This window comes from Chitinophaga sp. HK235 (assembly GCF_018255755.1).
Lineage (GTDB): Bacteria > Bacteroidota > Bacteroidia > Chitinophagales > Chitinophagaceae > Chitinophaga.
Genome location: NZ_CP073766.1, coordinates 1,323,325 through 1,344,435, shown reverse-complemented (window position 1 = coordinate 1,344,435; position 21,111 = coordinate 1,323,325). Strand labels below are relative to the sequence as shown.

The window sequence follows — 21,111 nt, the reverse complement described above, 5'->3', positions numbered from 1 at the left end:
CGGGTTATAATCACATGACGATCTAATGCCAGTCTGGAGGAATACCTTTAAAAGTTACTGTAATCTTTTCAGGCAGGGAAATTTATTTTATCATGATGGAATAATAAATGCTGATCTTTATTTTTAATCCTTATTCCCATGAAATTGTTTTTAACGCTCTCAGCGTTCTGCTGTACTGTTGGGTATCAAACCTATGCCCAGGATACTTCATTCCCCGGTAATGTGGGTATTGGCACCACTACCCCCAACGCCTATACGCATGGCGGCACCAATCGTGTACTGGAAATCATGAACCCAGGTACCCTCACCAATAGTCAGGCCCACCTCATACTCAGCAGCGGGGCCACTGCCAACAAAGGATCTGTAGGTTCCGTTTCCTGGGTTACGCCCAATTCCACCGGAATGAAACTGATGGCTTTCATTGGCGGACATATCAGCGGTGATGCTAGCACCAACGCGCAGGGCGACCTGGTGTTTGCCACTTCCGCCGGAGCCGGTCCGCTTCAGCGTGCTGTGATCACTTCCAACGGATACCTGGGCCTGGGCACTGATAAACCTATCCGCTTGTTTACCCTGGCAGCCGATAATAACCCTGAACTGGTATTCCAGAATAATGGTCGCCTGCCGGATCAGCGATATTATCGTATATACACTGGCGGTAGTAAAACATTGTTTGGTACACTGAAAGATGATGGCTCTTCCGGCAACGATCAACTCAGTATCGATCATCTTACCGGTAATGTGGGCATCGGTAAAACAGATGCACAGGCTTACTTCCATGGCGGCAATAACCGTGTACTGGAAATACATAATCCCGGAACAGCACAGAACAGCCAGTCACATCTGATATTAAGCACCGGCGCCACGGCCACTGCCAGCAGTATCGGTTCGGTTACATGGACAGCGCCCAATGCTTCCGGCGGCAAAGGAGTGGCATACATCGGCGCCATTATGGACAAGGCTGCTACTACAGACGCTTCCGGTTTCCTGGTCTTTGCTACGGCGGATAAAGGTCTCCCGCTGGAAAGAATGCGGATCAGCCCGGACGGGAATATCGGCATCGGGGCTCAACCACAACAGGATTATAAACTGACAGTCGGTGGCGCGCTAGGAGTCCGTAAAGTAAAGGTTACGCAGGAAACCTGGGCGGATATGGTATTTGATCCTGCTTATCAACTGCCATCACTAAAGGAAATAGCAGCGCACATTGAACAAAATAAGCACCTTCCGGGCATCCCTTCCGCTGCGGAAGTGACCACTCAAGGGCTCGACCTTGGCGAAATGCAAAGACTGCAGATGCAGAAAATAGAAGAGCTGACACTTTATATCATCGAACTGAATAAAAAACTTGAAAGCCAGCAGGAACAGATAACACGGCAGGCAGCGGTTATCAACGCCTTAAAAAATAAGGACAGCAAAACAACAGTTCCCACTGAATAACTTATCTTGCCCAAAATTTAAAAAACGGAACATCATGTCAACTTCCGCAGCATTAACAGTCCCAGACCTGATAGCACAGTACGGCGGCATTGCACTGGATAAACAGAATGACCTCGCCGCTGTAATCGGCAATAACGACTGGAATGCAGATCTGTCAGAAGGCACCCTCAGCTTCGGTGATGAGCTGGTATTTCCGATCCAGGTACTGGGTACTTTCTCTCATGTGTCCAATACCTTTCTGTGGGGATGGGCCAATGTACAGTCTGATATTCCTGAAAACCTGTTACAGCAAGCTTTACAGCTGAAACAATACGGAGAACAGCATCAGGTGGCGCTTTTTGCCAACGGCCAGTTTGAAGCTTCGCTCAACGACGTACATTATATAGGTATGATCGCCTCCGGTATGTTTGGCTCCAGTGCCTATTATGTGGCCGACTACGGACAGGGCGCCTTATTGGTAACCATCAAAAGCGATATCATTGATGCCGCCCGCACGGATACGCCTCAACGTATTCTTACCGTGTTTCCTCAGCTGGTATCACTGTTTGAAATGAACCACCGCGAGGCATTTACCAGTTACCTGAAAGCAAGGGACTTTGCCATCACTGTTTCCGGTAACGAATTATCTGCCACCCACAATAATAATAGTATAGTAGCCACTTTCGATGAACTGAACCGCCTTGCCAGCCTCAATGGCAAGCTGTCATAATATTTATATTTATAGCCCAGGGCTTAAGCCCTGGGTTCATTTTTATCCCGCCCCCGTCTTCTCCCAAAATATTTTTTTATCCTGCATAAGGGTTTTATTTCATCATCGTGTATTAGTAGCAGTTATCACTACTGATTGTCCTGCGTTAGCGCTGCGTATGCCAGTCAACCATGCTTAATTTTTCATGATGATGGAACGTGCTTTTTATTATGCCATACTATGCTGGAAAGCAGCTGTCAGGATTCTGTTTTTCCCTTTATACCTGCTGGTTTTTTTATGGGATTTATTATGGAGATGCCTGCCTTTTGTCAACAAGGATAGTGCTGAAAGAAAGAAATGATTCCCAAACACTATTTTGTTATGACAAATAAAAAAACGGCTGTTATTATCGGCGCTGGTCCTGCGGGATTGACTGCAGCTTATGAACTGCTTAAAAGAACGGACATAAAACCCATCATACTCGAAATGTCGGGAGATATTGGGGGGATCTCGAAAACGGTCCGCTATAACGGCAACAGAATAGACATCGGAGGCCATCGTTTCTTTTCCAAGTCAGACCGTGTGATGGAATGGTGGCTTGATATCATGCCTATCGCTTCGGGAGAGGAAGAAGTTAATATCACTTATCAGCAGAAAACCAGAACAGTAAAGGCCGAACAAAAAACAACGGATGGTAATCTGGTGATGCTGGTACGTGACAGGTTGTCGAGGATTTATTACCAGCGGAAGCTGTTTCTTTATCCGCTTACCCTGTCGGTCAGCACCATTTCCAAACTGGGACTGTTCCGGCTTTTCCGGATCATAATCTCTTACGGATATGCCCGGCTTTTCTTCCGTAAAAAGGAAAAAACGCTCGAAGAATTTTTTATCAAACGTTTCGGGCGTGTACTATATGAAACTTTCTTTAAAGACTATACGGAAAAGGTTTGGGGAAAGCCCTGCCATGAAATTGATGCAGAATGGGGACATCAGCGTATCAAAAAACTATCGGTGTCCAAAACAATCCTGCATGCATTACAAAAACTCTTTACCAGAACAGGAGGGGAAGATATTGCACAAAAGAACACGGAAACCAGTCTTATAGAAAGATTCCTGTATCCAAAATTTGGGCCGGGTCAGCTTTGGGAAGAAGTAGCCGCCCGCATTACCGCCATGGGAGGAGAGATACGGCTCCACCAACCGGTAACGGGTGTAAAACTGGAACACGGTACTATACAAAGTGTTAGTACTCCCGATGGCTGCTACAGCGGAGACTATTTTTTCTCCACCATGCCAGTGAAGGAACTGGCGGCAGCCATGAAAGAAGCTGTACCCGGCCCTATACAGGAAATTGCCCGCGGACTGGAATACCGCGATTTTGTCACCGTTGGACTCCTGGTAAACAAACTGGTGCTTTCGCCAGACCATGCACTCGTGAAAGACAACTGGATCTATATTCAGGAAAATGATGTCCGTGTCGGCCGCCTCCAGATCTTTAACAACTGGAGCCCTTATATGGTCAGTGATCCCTCCAAAGTATGGATAGGCCTGGAATATTTTTGTAATGAAGGCGATGAGTTATGGAGTATGGAAAACCACCAGTTTATTAACTTTGGCATCGCCGAACTGCAAAAGATCGGTATCATCCGCCAGGAAGATGTACTGGACAGTACTTTGGTGAGGATGCAAAAAACGTATCCGGCTTATTTCGGCACCTATCACCGGTTTGATGAACTCAGAAAATATATGGACACCATCAGCAATCTGTTTCTCGTCGGTCGAAACGGTATGCATAAATACAATAACGCCGATCACTCTATGCTCACCGCTATGACTGCTGTAGATAATATCATCCAGGGCATTACAGACCGGAGTAATATCTGGGAGATCAATACCGAACAGGAGTATCACGAAGAAAAACAGACCGTATGAAATCATTGAAACGTTACGATTACCTGATCTATACTTTTATTTTTGTGGTCATTTCGATGGTCTGGTCGCAGCTGTCGAATTTTACCTGGGATGACGATGCCATTACCCGCCTGATGAATGTGCAGGATGCCCGTCATAATGGCCTGCAGTGGCTATCTGCATGGAACCGGCCACTGTTTGTGGTACTGTTTTATTTGCCGGTTCAGGCCTTCGGTAAAACAGGAGCCATGTTACTCATGGTGGCGCTGACAGCGTTATCCGGCATATTGTTGTATAAAGGTCTCCGTCATAAAGGGGTACCGCATGCTTCGGTGGCGGTGGTGTTCCTGTTGTTTCAGACTTTCCTCTTCGGCATCGCCAGGGATGCTATGACAGAGCCGCTGGCTTCTTTCCTGATATGTCTGGGTCTCTATTGTTTTTATACAGAGAAGTTTCACTGGTTTGCGCTTGTAGGCGGATTGCTGCCCCTGGCCCGGTCAGAAGGAATTCTGTTGATGCCTTTCTGGTTGTACCCGCTGCTGCAGCGTCGCCTGTACCGTTATATTCCTTTGATGGCCGCAGGTATGGCTGCCTGGGCGCTGGGCTGGTATGTATATTCCGGCAGGCCCCTGTCGCTTATGCAGGAGCTGTTGTCGAGTGGGAACAGTAAAAACCGCTATGCGCATGTCAGTCTTACCCATCATTCCGGTAAATATGTTTACGTACTGGGACCGGTAGCCTTTTTCTTCTTTCTGTGGGGCTACCTGGGCAGTCTTAGAAAACTGTTGTCCGATTATTTTATCCTGTTGCAGTTTACAGTGGGGTTCCTGGTATATGTCATCTTTGCGGTGTATATGGACCTGGGCCAGTCTGGTGGTGCGTTACGCAACCTCATCACTTTGTCGCCGTTGGCGGCGGTCATCTGCCTGTATGGGTTTAACTATTGGATGACCCTTTGGGCAGTACCAGCCGCTAATACTAAAACGGCTAAACGAAAATCTGCACAGCCGGAGACTCCTGTAAAAAGAGATGAACTGTGGGTATATGTGGTTTTTATCAGTCTGCTGGCCTGGATTTCGTTTACCAACGAACTGGTATTCCGGCAAAATTATGATCCCAACAAGAAGGACTACACGATTTTCTGGTTTCTGATAGTATGCTGCCTGCTGGCTATTATGCCGGTATTCAGTTTTGCACGGAAAAGGGTATACGTAGTGGCGGGAATGCTGTTTGTATGGCAGCTTACCTTTACACTCTGGTACGAAAATCCCCAAAGCCATGGCAATGAAGAAAGAAAAGGTATCAACGATATGACTGCGTTTATCCATAACAGTAGTCTGAAAGACCGTAAAATATTTTGCAGTCATCCCTGGTATTTTTGGGCTACGGGCCGTCATCCAAACGATACCGTTACCACGGGGGAGGTGTCTGTCAGGAGCAAACCTGGTATACAGCCCGGCCAGCTGGTCATATGGGAAGGCCACTATACCGGTGAGCACTATACGAATACGCCGCTGCCTGTTTTCCTGAATGATACAACTTTTGCGCCGGTATATGTTTCACAGAACAAGGATAAGGAGGCTGTTGCGGTGCTGTTTGTAAGACTATACCCGCAAATGCAGGATAATGACCGCTTTTTCTCTGACCTGGTGAAGGAATTTCCTCAGAATGACCGGATACCTTATTTCAAGGGTATTTATGAGCGGGATCGGAAAAAAGCCGCGGCTGTTTCCATACAGGACTTCAATGCGGCGCTGGCTTTGAATCCTGGCGGAGCGGACATATACCTGGCCCGTGGTGTCAGTTATCTGTTGCTGAACGATAAGGCCAGCGGCTGCCGGGATCTGAATCAGGCAGCATTGATGGGCTCCCAACAGGCACTGCCGCTGTTGCAGGCTTATTGTAAATAACACAATGATTTTCTGATTTTCGGATTTCTTGATTTTGGGATTTGCTGATATGTAAATCCAAAAATCCCAAAATCAAGAAATCCGAAAATCAGTAACTGGACTACCTCGTCCTTCCACACTGGACTACTTTACTGCTCCAGGAGACTATTACTTTTGTGATCAGATGAAATTTAAGAATAGTATGACACAAGAGGAAAGACATATCATTGAAAATTTGTTTGAGCACTGGACCTATGTAGGAGAAAAAGCAGGACTGATCACGACAGCTCCCCGTTATAAAGCGGTAATACCGGATGGGTCAGACTGGCCTAAAAGAGTATTTGAGGTGGCGGGTCCGGAAGAGCTGGCACTCATCGCTGCACAGATAAAAGCAGGAGCATTACCGGACGCAGTAACGTTTACGGAATCACAGGCGATGGAATATGAACATACATTATCATCAGCCGGTTTCGAGGTAAAGATGCGTCTGCAGGGCATGATTATCTACCTGAGAGAAAACCCGCCCGCTGAAGAGTCCGGCGATGTGCAATTCAGTCTGGTAACAGCTGCTACCGAAGCTGCTGTATTTGCTGATATTGCGGCGCAATCGTTTAACTACCGGGTAGATGGTGCCATAGTGGCCCGTTTGCTGCATCAGGAAGATAAGATAAAGGTGTTCACCGGAACCTATAAAGGAGCAGCTGCCTGTTGCGGGGTGATTTATTATGACAACAATGGTAATGCCGGTCTGCATTTTATCGGCACATTACCGGATTTCAGGGGTAAGGGCCTGGCGGCAGCCATGACTACCCGTTTGCTCCGGGAATGTGTAGCGGATGGTAAACGTTATTGTGTATTGCATGCCTCCAAAGCGGGCTTGCCGATATATAGCCGGTTGGGTTTTGAACCGGTAAAGGAAGTGATCACTTATGCACTCTCTCTGTAATCCAATAATAAATAGGCTTCCTGCTTTTGCAGGAAGCCTTACTTTACTTTAACAGGTTAGTATAATTATTTAGCATTGGAGCCGCCGTCGATCACATATTGTGCGCCGGTGATAAACTGACTGTCATCTGATCCGAGGAAAAGCACCAGTTTGGCGACTTCCAGCGGTGCAGCATATCTTCCCAGCGGAATACCTGCTGCAAATATTTTCTGCATCTCTGCCGCTTTCCCCGGTTCATAACCTTCTTCGATAGAACGCATCATCCGGTTGTCTACCGGTGACGGATGTATGGTATTGACCCGTATCTTTCTCGGTGCAGCTTCCAGGGCTGCTGTTTTCATGATGCCGAGGGTAGCATGTTTACTGGTCGTATAGGCCACAAAGTTAGGAGAAGCCCCCAAACCCGCTACAGAAGAGGTAATGATCATGCTGCCACCATCATTCATCTGCGGCAGTATATATTTACAACCCAGAAAAACACCTTTTACGTTAACAGCCATTACTTTATCAAATACATCTTCCGGGAATTCTGTGATGGGCTTCACTACGCCTTCGATACCGGCATTGTTAAAGAAGATATCAATCTTTCCGAATTTTTTTACGGCCTCCTGCGCATAACGTTCTACATCTTTGGCTGACGTAACGTCTGCTGCCACATAAGCGGCATGGTTGCCCAGCTCAGCTGTCGCTTTCTTCAAAGCGTCTTCGTTGAGGTCAATCAGTACTACTTTGGCGCCTTCATCAATAAATAACTTTGCGGTGGTTTGTCCGATGCTTCCTGCGCCGCCCGTGATAAGCGCTACCTTGTTCTCCAGTCTGTTCATAATAGTATATTTTAGAAGTCATTTAATCAAAACAAAGAACGGTAACAGTGGCAGTGGTAGGCAGAAGGTAAACAGGTCAGGGAGATTTTTTCAATACGGCAAATATACAACTTAAGTGGTAGGGGTATGTGCTGCAAATAAACTGCAGCGGTAGTTTTAACGTTTTGGTAAGATATGTTAATTATAGTAAATGGTTCCTTAACTTAGCATAAAACCTATCTAAACCATGATGTACAAAGCGTTACTATCAGCTGTACTGCTGGCTGTGTCTCTGACTGTTGCTGCCCAACCGCCTAAAGGTCAGGCTAAACCCAACACTGTTTACGGTGCCGCCACTACGGCGTCAGGAGCCATGGATGCCCTGAAACTTCCCAGGATGCTTCAGAATGACAGTGGTAAACTGTCTATCAAGATCAAAGCAAAAGTGTTGGATGTTTGTCCCAAAAAAGGTTGCTGGATGAAATTGCAGATCAATGACAGCACTACGGCCTTTGTAAAAATGAAGGACTATGCTTTCTTTGTTCCCCTCGACATTAAAGGTAAAACTGTTGTACTGGATGGTATTGCCTATCTGCACGAGACTTCTGTGGCGGAGTTAAAACACTATGCCGAAGATGCCCACAAGCCACAGGCAGAAATTGATGCCATCCAACATCCGAAAAAAGAAATCAGGTATACTGCCAATGGTATACTGGTAGTAGAATAATGATTGTTTATGAACAGGGATAAAGCCACTCAAAGAGCTGCCATGCCGAAGGGAACTTCGGTTGTACTCGACAGCAGAACATTGCAAAACAGTTATGCTACCCTGATACCATTGCTGAAAGAAGGGATGCATGTGCTGGACCTGGGTTGCGGTACGGGTGCTATTTCCGCTGGTATTGCGGCTGCTGTGGGCCTTTCAGGCACTGTTACCGGTATCGATAACAGCGGACATCTGATAGACAAGGGCCAATTAGATTATCAGGGTGTTTCCAATCTGGCACTACTAACCGCCGATATCTTCACGTGGCAGCCTATACGAAAATTTGACCTGGTCGTATCTGCCCGTGTTTTTCAATGGCTCAGCAACCCCGCAGACGCATTGAAGAAATGTGCGGCAATGCTGGTGCCGGGAGGTAAATTGTCTGTACTGGATTACAACCATGCCGGACTGGAATGGGTACCTGCTCCACCGCCCGCTATGCAGCGTTTTTACAGCGCCTTTCTCGACTGGCGTGCAGATGCAGGTATGGACAATCAAATGGCAGATCATCTGCCGCTGTTATTCCAACAGGCTGGTTTTTCTCAGATACAGGTGCAGGAAGCCAATGAATCCTGCGGGAGAGGAGAGGCCGGTTTTGCCGATAAGGCTGCCATCTGGTCTGCAGTAGCTCGGTTGAGAGGCCCGCAGATGGTACAAAGCGGCTTCATTACTGAAACAGAACGATTACAGGCTATCGATGATTATGATGCCTGGTTGAAGGAAGGTGCTTTGTCCATGACCATGAAACTGAAGGATATCCAGGCTGTGCTTTCATCCTGAACATTATTACGATCATTATTTGTATGAAAATAAGCAGGCCCGTAGCGATGACTACGGGCCTGTTTATTTTAACAGCAGTGAAGTCAGGATCATCCGATTTTTACACAGGTCCAGGTGGCCTCCATAACCGGCTCTTCATCCATATAGGCAATACCGGACTGCTTGATAATTTTTTCGCTTACGCGGATGTTTTTAATAACATAACGGATAGGCACCCCATACCGCGCACCTTTCATAAACCGGGCTGTTTCTATACCTGCGAGCCCGAAAAGGCCGTCGGCCAGGCCCAGCAACTTAATGCCCGCACCGCCGCACTGGGCCATTGATTCTATCAGAATAACTCCCGGAACAAACCCGTGGGCAGGGAAACTGCCTTTGAGTAATTCATTGTCTTCACTGAAAGTTTTGTAACCGATAATTTCTTCGTTGGAAACAGCAGTCACCCTGTCAGCAAATAAAAAAGGTGCTCTGTGAGGAATCAACGTTTCTACAGCATCTGAGCTATACATAACTGAATTTTTTTTTCTACTTTGTATCGGCCGGAAAATTCCCCGTCCGTCTGAAAGATATGAATATTCATCTGATCATCCTGAAACGGAAACAGTGGTGGCTTTATTGCTTATTGTTTTGTATTCCTGTTATGTCAATGGCGCAGTCGCCACGGAAGGCCCGCACTACATGGGTATCACTGGAAGGGAATTTACGGCCCAAGGGTAACCCCACAAAAGATGGGGAAGTTTATCTTATCCAGTCTCCGGTTTTACAGTTGTTTCGGACTGATAACAAAGAGGTGAAGGGAACGGTGCTGATATTTCCTGGTGGCGGTTACAAGGTAGTGGAGGTAACAACAGAAGGCAGCCTGATAGCTGCTTTCCTGAACAAGTTAGGATATGATGTGGCCCTGCTGGAGTATCATGTGTCAGCAGGTGCGAATACCAGAGCGCTGGCGCTGGAGGATGCCAGGACTGCGTGGCACCTGTTGCAGGCAAAAGCTGCCACGCTGGGATTGCGCGGGAAAGAGCGGAATATCATGGGCTTTTCTGCCGGCGGACATCTGGCGGCCAGCCTGATGCAGGAGCTGGCACCTGCTGCACAGCCAGACAACCTGATGCTGATTTATCCCGCCTTTCTGAATGAAACCCGTCCCGGCTCCGTATATCCGTCAGTGTTACCTCCGGCCGAAATAAGGTCCCGGCTTTTTACCCTGATCGCTGCAGACGACAAGCCTGAATTGGTCAGCAGCTGTACGCAATATGGCAAGATATGGAAAGGATATGACGGCTGCGGTACTTTTAAGGTGCTGCCGGATGGAGGACATGGCTTCGGAATGATAACACCGCTCCGCGGTGCTGCTGCACAATGGCCTTCCATGCTGCGGGCGTTTCTGGAAAATAAAGACAGCATTGTCCATACCAGCATCAATCCTGCGGCCATAGCGACAGAAGGTTATAGCCATGACCGGCATGAACAAAAGGTGGCAACGGTGGCCAGTCAGAAATTTGATCTTATCATGATTGGCAACTCTATCACCAACAACTTCGAGAAGCCTGCCTATCAACCGGTATGGGAGCAGTTTTATGCGCCCCGTCATGCGCTCAACCTGGGCTTTAGCGGTTACCGCACGGAAAACATCCTCTGGAATCTCGAACATGGAGAACTAAAAGGACAATCACCGAAAGTGGTGACTTTGGAAATAGGAACCAACAACATCGACGAAAAAAACTATCCTACACGACATACTGCCGGGCAGCTTGCAGGAGGTATTGCCGCCATTGTGCAACTGCTGCTGGAGAAACTGCCCGATACCAAAATTCTATTGTTACGCAGTTTCCCAGGTAGTTACGATGGGCCCAATCCTACATCCCATCGCATGATCCTGAACAGGGCATCCGATATAGTGGCCAGGCTGGCGGATAACAAACACGTATTTTATTGTGATGTCAATCATGTGTTCATGAACCTCGATGGTAGCATCCGGCAGGATATGATGCCGGACTGGCTGCATCCCAGCCCGGAAGGTGCAATGGCATGGGCCCGGGCTATGGAGCCGTTGCTGTCGCAGCTGATGGGAGATAAGAGCAGAGACACTGCCAAACCTGCCAATACAGCCATTATTCCAGTGTCCCGACTGGAAAAGGATAACTACGATTGGTGGGCGCGCCATGCGGAAGTGTTAAGTATCAAAGACTCTATCAACCCGGAAATTGTTATGACGGGTAATTCCATCACTCATTTCTGGGGAGGTTATCCTTTGTTGAGAAACGCTGTTGGCCAGCTCGCTAAAGCCAATGGGGCGGAGGCCTGGGCCGGTCTCTTTGGTACACACCGGGTGCTGAACCTGGGCTTTGGCTGGGACCGTACACAGAATGTGCTCTGGCGCCTGGACCATGGAGAGCTGGATGGTTTGCATCCCCGCACAGTGGTCATCGAAATAGGCACCAATAATACCAGCGAAACGGCTAACGCCCGCGCCAACACGCCGGCTGAAATAGTGGAAGGCATTAAAGCCATCTGTGGCCGGGTACGTTCCAAAGTGCCCCAGGCCAGGATTATACTGATGGCTGTTTTTCCAAGAGAACAGCAGCCGGATAGTCCCAGAAGACGGGTTATCAGTGAAACGAACCGGCTGCTGGCCGATTTCGCAGCCAGCGAGCATATACGGCTGATAGACATCGGTGCGCAACTCCTCACACCGGATGGCGTTTTACTGAAAGAAATCACCTATGATTTCTGCCACCCTACAGAAAAGGGGTACCGGATATGGGCCGAAGCATTGAAGCCGGAATTGTTTTAAAGGAACTGTCAGGATAACTTCGGGCACGTTAATTGTTGCGGCTTGCCACCGATAACATATTAAGAAATTGATTGATTATGAAGAGAATAGTTACCCTGACGGTTGCCATGCTTTATTGCCTTTGTTCCTTTGCCCAGTTCAGTGACTCTACGCACTATCTTATAAAATATGCCTCTACAGGTTCTATCAATCATACCCAGGATGGTAATTCCTATCTGCTTAACAATAACTTCGGTTTTAAGGTAAGCAAAAGAAAAGTGAGTCTGAATGCGGGTGCCAGCTATGTATATGGAAAACAGAATGCATCCCTTACTAACAGCGACGTGTCAGCGGCGGTGGATTTTAATATGTATACAGATACTGCAAAGATCTACTACTGGGGCCTGGCCAACTATGACAGAAGTTATTCCCTCAAGATTAACAACCGTTTTCAGGGAGGCCTGGGTATTGGCTATGATCTTGTTCGTTTACCCAATGCCGTTATCAATGTAACAGATGGATTATTGTTTGAGAACAGCAACCTGTTTCTGCATGATACCATACAGGATATTTACAGCACTGTCAGAAACTCCTTCCGCCTGCAGTATAAGTGGACGATCAGAAATATCGTTGTGCTGGAAGGCGGCAATTACTTCCAGCAATCGCTGACACATGGAGATGACTACATTATCCGCTGTATCAACAGTATGTCTGTAAAGCTGCGCAGCTGGCTGAGTGTAACGGCATCGTTGACATACAATAAACTAAATCGTACCGAACGCGAGAATCTGTTGATGAACTATGGCGTGACGTTGGAGAAGTTTTTTTAACAGGAAAAAATAGTTTTAATGTTAATGAAGAAAGACAGGTTTAAGGCCTGTATTTTAGCAGGTGCAATTGGTGATGCCTGGGGGAGCAGTTATGAAAATGAACCATTGGCTCGATCTGCCACTACTTATTATTGGACGGCGCCAAGGGAACCTGAAAGAGTGTGGGCGATCACGGATGACACGCAGTTATCACTGGCTTCCTGTGAAGCGATGCAGCAACCGGGTGTGCCAACAGCTGACGCGCTGGCGGCATGTATGCTCAGGTTCTTCAGGGAACGCCGGCTGACCGGAATAGGAGCCAGTACATTAAAAGCTTTACAGGAACTGGCCGTGGGTGGGCATTGGAGCCAGGTGGGGCGAACCGGAGAATATGCAGCAGGTAATGGGGCTGCTATGAGGATAGCACCCTATGCTTTTCATCCTTTGTGTTCGAGGGAGATTGTCAGAGACCTTTGTAGAATTACGCATCGTAATGATGAAGCTTATACCGGCGCTTTGGCAGTTGTATTAGCTATCCGGGCTGTATTGAGCGGAGACTGGAACGGACAGCATAGTCTCTTTACCTTGCTGATTCCGCAATTGCCGGATACCAACCTGCGCGACCGGTTGATACAGATAAATGAAATGGGCAGCGGCATTACCATCACGGATGTGGCCAGGCTTGGTACAAACGGGTATGTGGTAAACTCTGTTCCCCTGGCACTTTTTGCAGCTTCGCGAGTGCTGGAAACTGGTATGGAAGGTATGTTGATGGAAATCATTAACGCCGGTGGCGATACAGATACCAATGCATCTATCGCCGGGCAGGTGGCCGGAGCTTTGGTCGGTACTGCCGGGATACCGGCATCCTTGCTGCATAAACTGAAGACACTGCCTGATTACAGCTGGATACGACAGGTAGTAGATATCACCGCTGACACTCTCTTCCCCGCTTAAAACAAATACCCCCCTTCTTCTGCATCTTTTTTCTTTTTTAAATTAAAAAATTGACTGTTAACACATTATTCTTTTTAATAAATAAATAATATTGATAGATTAAAAATAAATATATATTTGGCTGGAAATATATTCAAGCCCTATCCCTATACTCATGTGTAAAAAGCACTGTTGCCAGGCTATGCTGTTGGCTCTGTTGTTGTCGTTAGCCTCTACTGTCATATATGCCCAGGCGCTGGACCAGCTGGGCGTCAAAAAAGGAGTGAGCATGAGCGGCTCTATCAGTGCCAGCACAACAGCTTATAGTGCCAGCGGCATCGATAGCCGCCGCGATCCTCTTGCCTGGTATCTCAATGGTAATCTCAATATCAACCTGTTTGGCTATGACATGCCTTTCTCCTTCAGTTACAGTAATCAGGGGAGAAACTATTCCCAGCCGTTCAACCAGTTCCGGTTTGCACCTTCCTACAAATGGGCCAGGGCCTATATCGGCACTACCAGCATGAACTTCAGCAACTACACGTTGGCGGGGCATATGTTCGACGGATTAGGGGTAGAACTGACACCCGGCAAATGGCGTTTGTCTGCCATGTATGGTAAACTACTGAAAGCAGTGCCCTTTGATGTGTTGAACCCTGAAAGTTACAACCGTGCTGCTTTTGAGCGTATTGGTTATGGTGTGAAGATGGGATATGAAAATGAAGGTAACGCCTATAGTATTTCCTTATTCAAAGCAAAAGACAATGCGGGCTCTATTCCCTATATCCCGGATGATGCCACGATCACACCCCGGGAGAATGTGGCCATGGCCTTCAATGTGAGGCAGACGATCCTCAAGCGTGTATTCGTGGACGTAGAGTATTCGGTATCAGCCCTCAACCGTGATACGCGTTCTGAAAAAAATGCTTTCGACAGCAGTCGCGGTACGTCCAACTTACTAGGTAAGTTTCTGGCGCCCACTGGTAGTACCCGTTATTTTGATGCGATACAGGCCGGCCTGGGCTATACAGGTAGTTTTTATACGATACAGTTGCGTTATGAAAGAGTAGCCCCCGATTATGTAACGCTGGGCGCCTACAACGTGGTCAATGATATGCGCAACATCACGATTGCACCGGCCTTTCAGTTACTCGGCGGCCGGGTGAACATCGCTGCCAACGCCGGTATGCAGGTCAATAACCTGGACAACAGCAAAAACAGTGATGCAAAAAGGCTAGTGGCCAACATCAATATGAATGTGGTGCCCAACGATCACTGGGCCATCAACGGCGGTTATTCCAACTTCAGCAATTACACCCGTATCCGCCCGCTGGTAGATCCTTATTTCACCAACCCACTGGATACACTGGATTTTTATCAGGTCAACAACAACTACAACGGCATGGTCATGTACCGCACCGGCAACAAAAAGGTGCAGCATTCCATCTCCCTCAACACTTCCTACCAGTTTGCCAGTGATAAAAGCAGCGCCAAAGACGCCACAGAAAATCTCAATAAATTTTTTACCTCCAACCTGAGTTATTCCTACAGCTTGCAACCACAGGCCTTGTCGCTGGGTGGTGCGGTGAACTATTATCGTAATACAGCCGCCAGCCTGAACACCACTTTCATGGGGCCCAGTGTAAACATCAACAAACAGTATTTTGATAAAACACTGCGCACCGGCCTCACAGCCACCTATAACATGACGCAGGCCACTTCACAACAGGCTGGCGTTGCCACCACCAGTAACAGCACGCTTTTTAATACCGGCTTCACTATCAATTATTCTCCCAAAACAAAACAGAAAAATGAAAGCATGGGAGGAGAGGGGAAGAAAAAATTATTCAACAACAAACAATCGCATAACATCGGTGCCACTGTGATGTGGCTGTTGCGCAGTGCCAGCGGCACACAGCCGGGATACAATGAATTGACCAGCACGCTGAACTATACTTATTCATTTTAACAGAAAATAATCCTGGATGAAAAATTTCTACAAATACCTGTTCTTCATCGGAGTACTTAGCCTGGGTATATTGTACCAGGATATTGTAATGGGGCAGAATGAAAATGTGCTGTTGTCTGAACCGGTAACCTATTACCTGAATCTTAAAAACCCTCCCGCAGGTCTGCTGGAGTTGGGAATCCCCACAATTCCCGGAAGAACGATCGTGTCTGGTAGCTCGCCAATTGGCGCAGGAAATACCTTTCGGGGCCAGACCAACTACACGCCTGAACTATTTTTTTATGTCAATGGTTCACCGGCTTTCTCTGAGCAATATTGTTTTCCGGTAGATCAGAACTGGATTTTGTCGGGAAAAGATTTCCCACAGCCGTATACACCCAAGGGCAGTTACCAGATAAAGATGATGTATGTCATGATCGCTCCCAATCCGGTGCAAACGGATGCCAATAATTACTGCGGTGATACAAAGGTAACCCTCAGGTCCCCCCTTAACTGGGACCTGTTTCCACTCAGTTATGGCACAGCATCGGTAGAGTGGCAGTATAGTATCGGTTCGCCTGATAATTGGATAGATATGCCTCCTTCGGAGTTCGGATTTGAAAATTATTACAACTATACATTTATACCGGTAAAGCTGTTCCCTCAGATTGCTTCGGGCATTACCAATATCAAGTTCCGTTGCCGCGCTAAAGCGGTATATAGTGCGGCTACCTGTTATTCTCCCTATTCTGCAGGAACTAATGTGATTACTTTTTTACCCCCTGGGCCCGCGGTGGATGCCAGCCAGAAAGTGATTGTTCCGGCTTGTCCCGGACAGCCTACGGGCACTATCACTATTCCTGCAAGTGCCATTGTCAGCGGCTTTACCGGTATGCGCTGGATTTTGCGTAAAGGTAATAATCCTGCACCCTGTGATCCGGGTTTGTCGGGTACGACTTCTGCCTGTGGAGATCAGCAGGACTGGAGCGGGGGAGTAGTGCCTGTTTCCGGTGGTATATTCTCTAAAAATATTCCTAAAGGTGATTATACCTTATGGGTGATCAACCCTTCGCAGAATGCAGGCAACTGTTTTACACCCATTCCTATCACGATGCCGGAGCTGAATGAGCTTACCATCAGTCTGGGTACTACCAGTAATATCAGCTGTTTTGGTGGCAATGATGGCGCTATCAGCGTTACAGCAGCCGAAGGCAATGGTGCCAACAGCGGCTATTTCTTTACCCTCAAAAAAGACGGGGTTGTCTTTCGTTCGGAACAACGCGCTGCCACCAACACCATGACCTGGACAGGATTGCCGGCGGGCGTGTATACCGCCGAAGTACACGATGGTACCTGTGCGCCGGTTAAGTCGGTAGGCACTACGCTTTCTCAGCCTGACCAGGTGAAAGGGGAGGTATTTCCTACAGCTCCCACCTGCGCCAGCCCGGGTAACGGCAGCATCGCAGTGGTGGCTGATCCTGGTATCACCAACTATAAATACAATCTGTACAAAGATGGGGTGCTCCTGCAGCAAACCAGTGGAATCCCTTCCCCCAACTATACTTTCAGCGGATTGGTTGGAGGAAACTATACCGTGGAGATATTAAATAATGACAAACCTTCCTGTCCGGGCTGGAGTACGGCTACCTCACTGAATGTAGTACCAGCACTGACGCTTTCCATGGACGCACGCAGTATGGTAACCTGCGCCAGTGGCAACGATGGTTCCTTACAATACTCCGCTACCGGTGGCTCCGGTGGTTTTATATTCACCCTTACAAAATCCGGCGGCAGCCCGGTCAGCAATAGCAACGGTATTTTCAGCGCATTAACTGCAGGTAGTTATACTATCAAGGTACAAAACAGTGTACCCGGTTGTAATGATGTACTCACGCAAACGGTCAGCATCACAGAACCATTGCCGCTGCAGGTAAGTCTGCAGAAAACAGACATCACGTGTAATGATGCCCGGGATGGTATGGTGAAAGCCACTGTTTCCGGAGGTTCCGGCTTCTATCAATACAAATGGGAGCAACTGAAAGGAGGCGTGTGGGTGACCGACCCCTTCTGGTATGATACCGATACTAAGATTGATGCACTGGCTTCGGGTACTTATCGTGTAACCGTTTCCGATAGTAAATCTACTAACTGCTCCCTGCTTTCAAATACAGTTACGATCACCGAACTGCCGGCCCTGCAATCCGGCGGGGTGACCATCAAAGAAGCTGTCTGCCTGGCGGATGGTGCTACTGTTACAATCTCCGCTACCGGTGGTGACAACAGCTATACCTACGCCTGGACACTGGACGGCACCAATTATACCACCTTTACTTCAGGCACGGCTCTGCATACGCCCGGTTCCTATTACTTCCGGATTAAAGACGGTAAAGGCTGTACGCTGGATCTACCGGATCCATCCGTTATCAGCCTGCCTGCCACAGCGCTGGCGTTTACAACACAGCTCTCTTCCTTCAACGGCTTTAATATCTCCTGTAATGGCGCGGCTGACGGTAAAATCACCATACTGGCGACAGGTGGTAACGGCGGTGCCTATACGGGATATCTATATAAACTCGATAATGGAGCTTACCAATCTGGGAATGTATTTTCTAATCTCAGTCCTGGTACCTATACATTGAGCGTGAAAGATGCCCGTGGTTGTGTGGCTACTGGTAGCGTAACGCTGATACAACCTAACCTCAGTATCAGTGCCACACATCAGGATATTGATTGTTATGGCCTTGCTACGGGTAGTATTACAACCAGTATCCAGGGTGGAGCTACACCGTATAAACTATATGTCAATGGTACCCTGGTGGCTGGCACAACCATCAATAACCTGGCACAGGGCACTTATGCGCTGCATCTGACAGATGCCAATGGCTGTTCCAAAGACACCACGATTGTTGTTAACTATCGGTACCCGGCATTAAATATCACGACGGCTACGGTAACGGATATCCGTTGTTTTGGTAGACAGGGCAACATTGCGCTCGGTGCAGCAGGTGGTGATGGTGTTTACCAGTACAGCCTGAGCAACGATAACTGGGCCACATCCCGCACTTATAGCAGTGGTGCCGGTATCGATGCCGGCGTGTATGCATTGAAGGTAGCCGATGGACATGGCTGCAGCCTTATCTATAATAACAAACTGACCCTGACTGCTCCACCTGCTGTGATCAGTTTCTCAGCCACCCTTTCCGATTACAATGGTCATAATATCTCCTGTGCAGGCGGTAACAACGGAACCGCACAAATAGCTGCCAACGGCGGCAACGGAAGCACTTACAACGGTTACACCTATGCGCTCGATAACGGTACTTTTGCGGGTAATCCTATGTTCACCGGTATCAAAGCCGGCCAGCATACCCTGAAAGTACAGGATGGTCGAGGTTGTGTGGCATCACAGAGCTATACCTTTACAGAGTCTGCCCAGGCACTGAGCGTGCAACTGGTGAGCAAGCAGGATGTGCCCTGTGCGGCTATTCCTGCTGGTAGTATTACCGTTGCGGGCAGTGGTGGCACCGGCAGCCTCCAGTACAGCATAGACAACACCAACTGGAATGCCAGTCCGGTGTTTACCGGACTGATGGCCGGTGATTATATCGTTACGGTCAGAGATGCTAATACCTGCGGCATCAGCTTACCGGTGAAGGTGGCTTCTTTGAACGTGCCTATTGTGATTGATAATGTTACCCGTCAGGATATTGTTTGTTTTGGTACGGCAGGAGCCATCCAGGTACAGGCCCATGGCGGTACCGGTGGCCTGACATATGAATATGCCCTGAACGGTGGCGCCTATACGTCTTTTAATAACAATACTCCGCTGGGAGCGGGTAATTATACTGTTCGTGTGAAAGATGCCGCAGGCTGTTATTCTCCGGAAAGTGGTGTGCTGGGCATTACCGCACCGGCAGCGCCTTTGAGTGCTACCATTAGCACTTCCGATTATCATGGTATGCAGGTATCCTGCTATGGCCTGACCGATGGGGAAATTAACCTGACCACCAGCGGCGGCAACGGCGGTAGCTATCAGGGGTATCAATACAGTGTTAACAGCGGTGCCTACACGAATAATGCTCAATATAAAAATATAGGTGCCGGCAATTATACCATCAAAGTCCGGGATGGACGTGGTTGCGAAATCACTAAAAATATTGTATTACAGCAGCCATCAGCACCGCTGTCGCTGGTGATTTCAGATATCGCACACCTGCCATGTGGTGGCAGTCCTACCGGAAAAATCACCCTGCAGGCAGCAGGCGGTACCTTGCCTTATCAATATACGCTCAACAATGGAGCTCCACAGCCGAATGGAGTATTTACAACATTACCGGCCGGCAATTATGCCCTCCAGGTAAAAGATGTGAACGGTTGTGCTGCATCGGCCACCACGGCAGTAACAGCCATGTTCCCACCAGTAACGGCTACTGCTACGGTAACGGCCGTACGATGCAATGGTGATGCCAATGGATCTGTGGTGTTGCAACCAGTGGGTGGAGATGGTAGTTACAATTATGAGTGGAGCAGTGCCGGGCTGAATGGTGCACAGGTACAACAGCTCAAAGCTGGTAACTACGCTGTGAAAATCACAGATGGTAAAGGTTGCAGCCAGTCCTATAGCTATGAAGTAACCCAGCCGCCGTTACTCGCATTCACGGTGACAGGCTCTCAGATATGCGACGGTATCGACGATGGTACCATCACCACTACGGTACAAGGTGGCACCACTCCCTATCAATATGCACTGGGCAGCGGTAACTGGGGCAGCGATAATGTCTTCGGCAACCTGACTGCCGGTGATTATACCGTGAAGGTGCAGGATGCAAAAGGTTGCGGCAATAGTCAGCAGACCACCATCACCAAACGGAATGTTAAGCCGGATGCCAACTTCCTGGTAGCCTCCCGTAAAAACGCCTATGATACACTGGTGATCAAGGAAATCAGCCTGCCGGCACCTGACTTTGTCAGCTGGACCTTCGACCCGCAGGCCATCCTGCTGGGCTATGACCGGGGCACCCCACTGATAAAATTCACCAGCCCGGGCACCTACTGGGTGGAAATGAAGGGCACCTTCGGCGAATGCAATTACAAAGTGCGCAAAGATATCCAGATCAGCGACTACGACCCGCTGGCAGGCCCGTCTAACAGTCTGCCGGTGCGTGTAATCGATACCGTGATGCTGTCACCTAATCCGAATGATGGCAACTTCCGTTTCCAGATTAAAATGAGCCGTAAGCAACAGGTGATCGTATCGGTATTCGACCTGAATGGCAGAGTGCTGGCCAAACAGCAGTATAGTCCTGCTTTGATGATAGATGACCGTTTGGCATTGGGGAATGCTAATTCCGGCATCTATATCCTGCGCGTGGTGGCTGAAAACGAGAGTAGAGATGTACGCTTTATAGTGAACCGTTAACTT

General features: G+C 48.2%; 14 protein-coding genes. 12 read left to right on the top strand and 2 right to left on the bottom strand.

Annotated elements, in window-relative coordinates; translation table 11 throughout:
* The first annotated feature begins 138 nt into the window (after positions 1-138).
* The 5 genes from KD145_RS04035 to KD145_RS04015 all read left to right on the top strand — a co-directional run bounded on the left by KD145_RS04035 (position 139) and on the right by KD145_RS04015 (position 6,874).
* Positions 139-1,440, top strand: coding sequence for a hypothetical protein (locus KD145_RS04035; protein WP_212004622.1), 1,302 nt, complete (start codon positions 139-141; stop codon positions 1,438-1,440).
* Positions 1,441-1,474: 34 nt separating this feature from the next.
* Entirely contained in the window at positions 1,475-2,149 is a 675-nt protein-coding gene (locus KD145_RS04030) for a DUF6882 domain-containing protein (RefSeq protein ID WP_212004621.1), read from the top strand.
* A gap of 360 nt (positions 2,150-2,509) precedes the next feature.
* Positions 2,510-4,060, top strand: a complete 1,551-nt coding sequence (locus tag KD145_RS04025; RefSeq protein ID WP_249219736.1) for an NAD(P)/FAD-dependent oxidoreductase — start codon at positions 2,510-2,512, stop codon at positions 4,058-4,060.
* On the top strand, positions 4,057-5,949 hold the full coding sequence (locus KD145_RS04020) for a hypothetical protein (RefSeq protein ID WP_212004619.1): 1,893 nt from the start codon (positions 4,057-4,059) through the stop codon (positions 5,947-5,949). Before KD145_RS04025 ends, KD145_RS04020 begins: the two co-directional genes overlap by 4 nt.
* A 181-nt stretch (positions 5,950-6,130) precedes the next feature.
* Positions 6,131-6,874 (top strand): GNAT family N-acetyltransferase, encoded by a 744-nt coding sequence (locus KD145_RS04015; protein ID WP_212004618.1) that lies wholly within the window; start codon positions 6,131-6,133, stop codon positions 6,872-6,874.
* A 65-nt stretch (positions 6,875-6,939) separates the two neighbouring features.
* Here the strand turns inward: KD145_RS04015 and KD145_RS04010 are convergent, their stop codons facing one another.
* Entirely contained in the window at positions 6,940-7,698 is a 759-nt protein-coding gene (locus KD145_RS04010) for an SDR family NAD(P)-dependent oxidoreductase (protein WP_212004617.1), read from the bottom strand.
* Between the two features lie 226 nt (positions 7,699-7,924).
* Between KD145_RS04010 and KD145_RS04005 the strand changes: the two genes are divergently transcribed.
* Both KD145_RS04005 and KD145_RS04000 read left to right on the top strand, forming a co-directional pair.
* Complete coding sequence (locus KD145_RS04005; RefSeq protein WP_249219735.1) at positions 7,925-8,404, top strand: DUF4920 domain-containing protein; 480 nt, start codon at positions 7,925-7,927, stop codon at positions 8,402-8,404.
* A 9-nt stretch (positions 8,405-8,413) separates the two neighbouring features.
* On the top strand, positions 8,414-9,223 hold the full coding sequence (locus KD145_RS04000) for a methyltransferase domain-containing protein (protein ID WP_212004616.1): 810 nt from the start codon (positions 8,414-8,416) through the stop codon (positions 9,221-9,223).
* Positions 9,224-9,312: 89 nt separating this feature from the next.
* Here the strand turns inward: KD145_RS04000 and KD145_RS03995 are convergent, their stop codons facing one another.
* The gene (locus KD145_RS03995; RefSeq protein ID WP_212004615.1) at positions 9,313-9,732 is read right to left on the bottom strand and encodes a 3-hydroxyacyl-ACP dehydratase FabZ family protein; all 420 of its coding nucleotides are present in this window, start codon (positions 9,730-9,732) and stop codon (positions 9,313-9,315) included.
* A 137-nt stretch (positions 9,733-9,869) separates the two neighbouring features.
* Here KD145_RS03995 and KD145_RS03990 point away from each other — a divergent pair, with 137 nt between their 5' ends.
* The 5 genes from KD145_RS03990 (at position 9,870) to KD145_RS03970 (ending at position 21,108) form a co-directional block, all read left to right on the top strand.
* On the top strand, positions 9,870-12,017 hold the full coding sequence (locus tag KD145_RS03990) for a GDSL-type esterase/lipase family protein (RefSeq protein WP_212004614.1): 2,148 nt from the start codon (positions 9,870-9,872) through the stop codon (positions 12,015-12,017).
* A 77-nt stretch (positions 12,018-12,094) separates the two neighbouring features.
* Positions 12,095-12,826 carry a DUF481 domain-containing protein gene (locus tag KD145_RS03985; protein ID WP_212004613.1) on the top strand — a complete coding sequence of 244 codons (732 nt, stop codon included), beginning with the start codon at positions 12,095-12,097 and terminating at the stop codon, positions 12,824-12,826.
* Between the two features lie 18 nt (positions 12,827-12,844).
* Positions 12,845-13,762: an ADP-ribosylglycohydrolase family protein gene (locus tag KD145_RS03980; protein WP_212004612.1), complete on the top strand. Its 918-nt coding sequence runs from the start codon at positions 12,845-12,847 to the stop codon at positions 13,760-13,762.
* A gap of 154 nt (positions 13,763-13,916) precedes the next feature.
* A complete protein-coding gene (locus KD145_RS03975) occupies positions 13,917-15,710 on the top strand; it encodes a hypothetical protein (RefSeq protein ID WP_212004611.1) in 1,794 nt (597 codons plus the stop codon).
* A gap of 16 nt (positions 15,711-15,726) precedes the next feature.
* Positions 15,727-21,108 carry a T9SS type A sorting domain-containing protein gene (locus KD145_RS03970; RefSeq protein WP_212004610.1) on the top strand — a complete coding sequence of 1,794 codons (5,382 nt, stop codon included), beginning with the start codon at positions 15,727-15,729 and terminating at the stop codon, positions 21,106-21,108.
* The last annotated feature ends 3 nt before the right edge of the window (positions 21,109-21,111 follow it).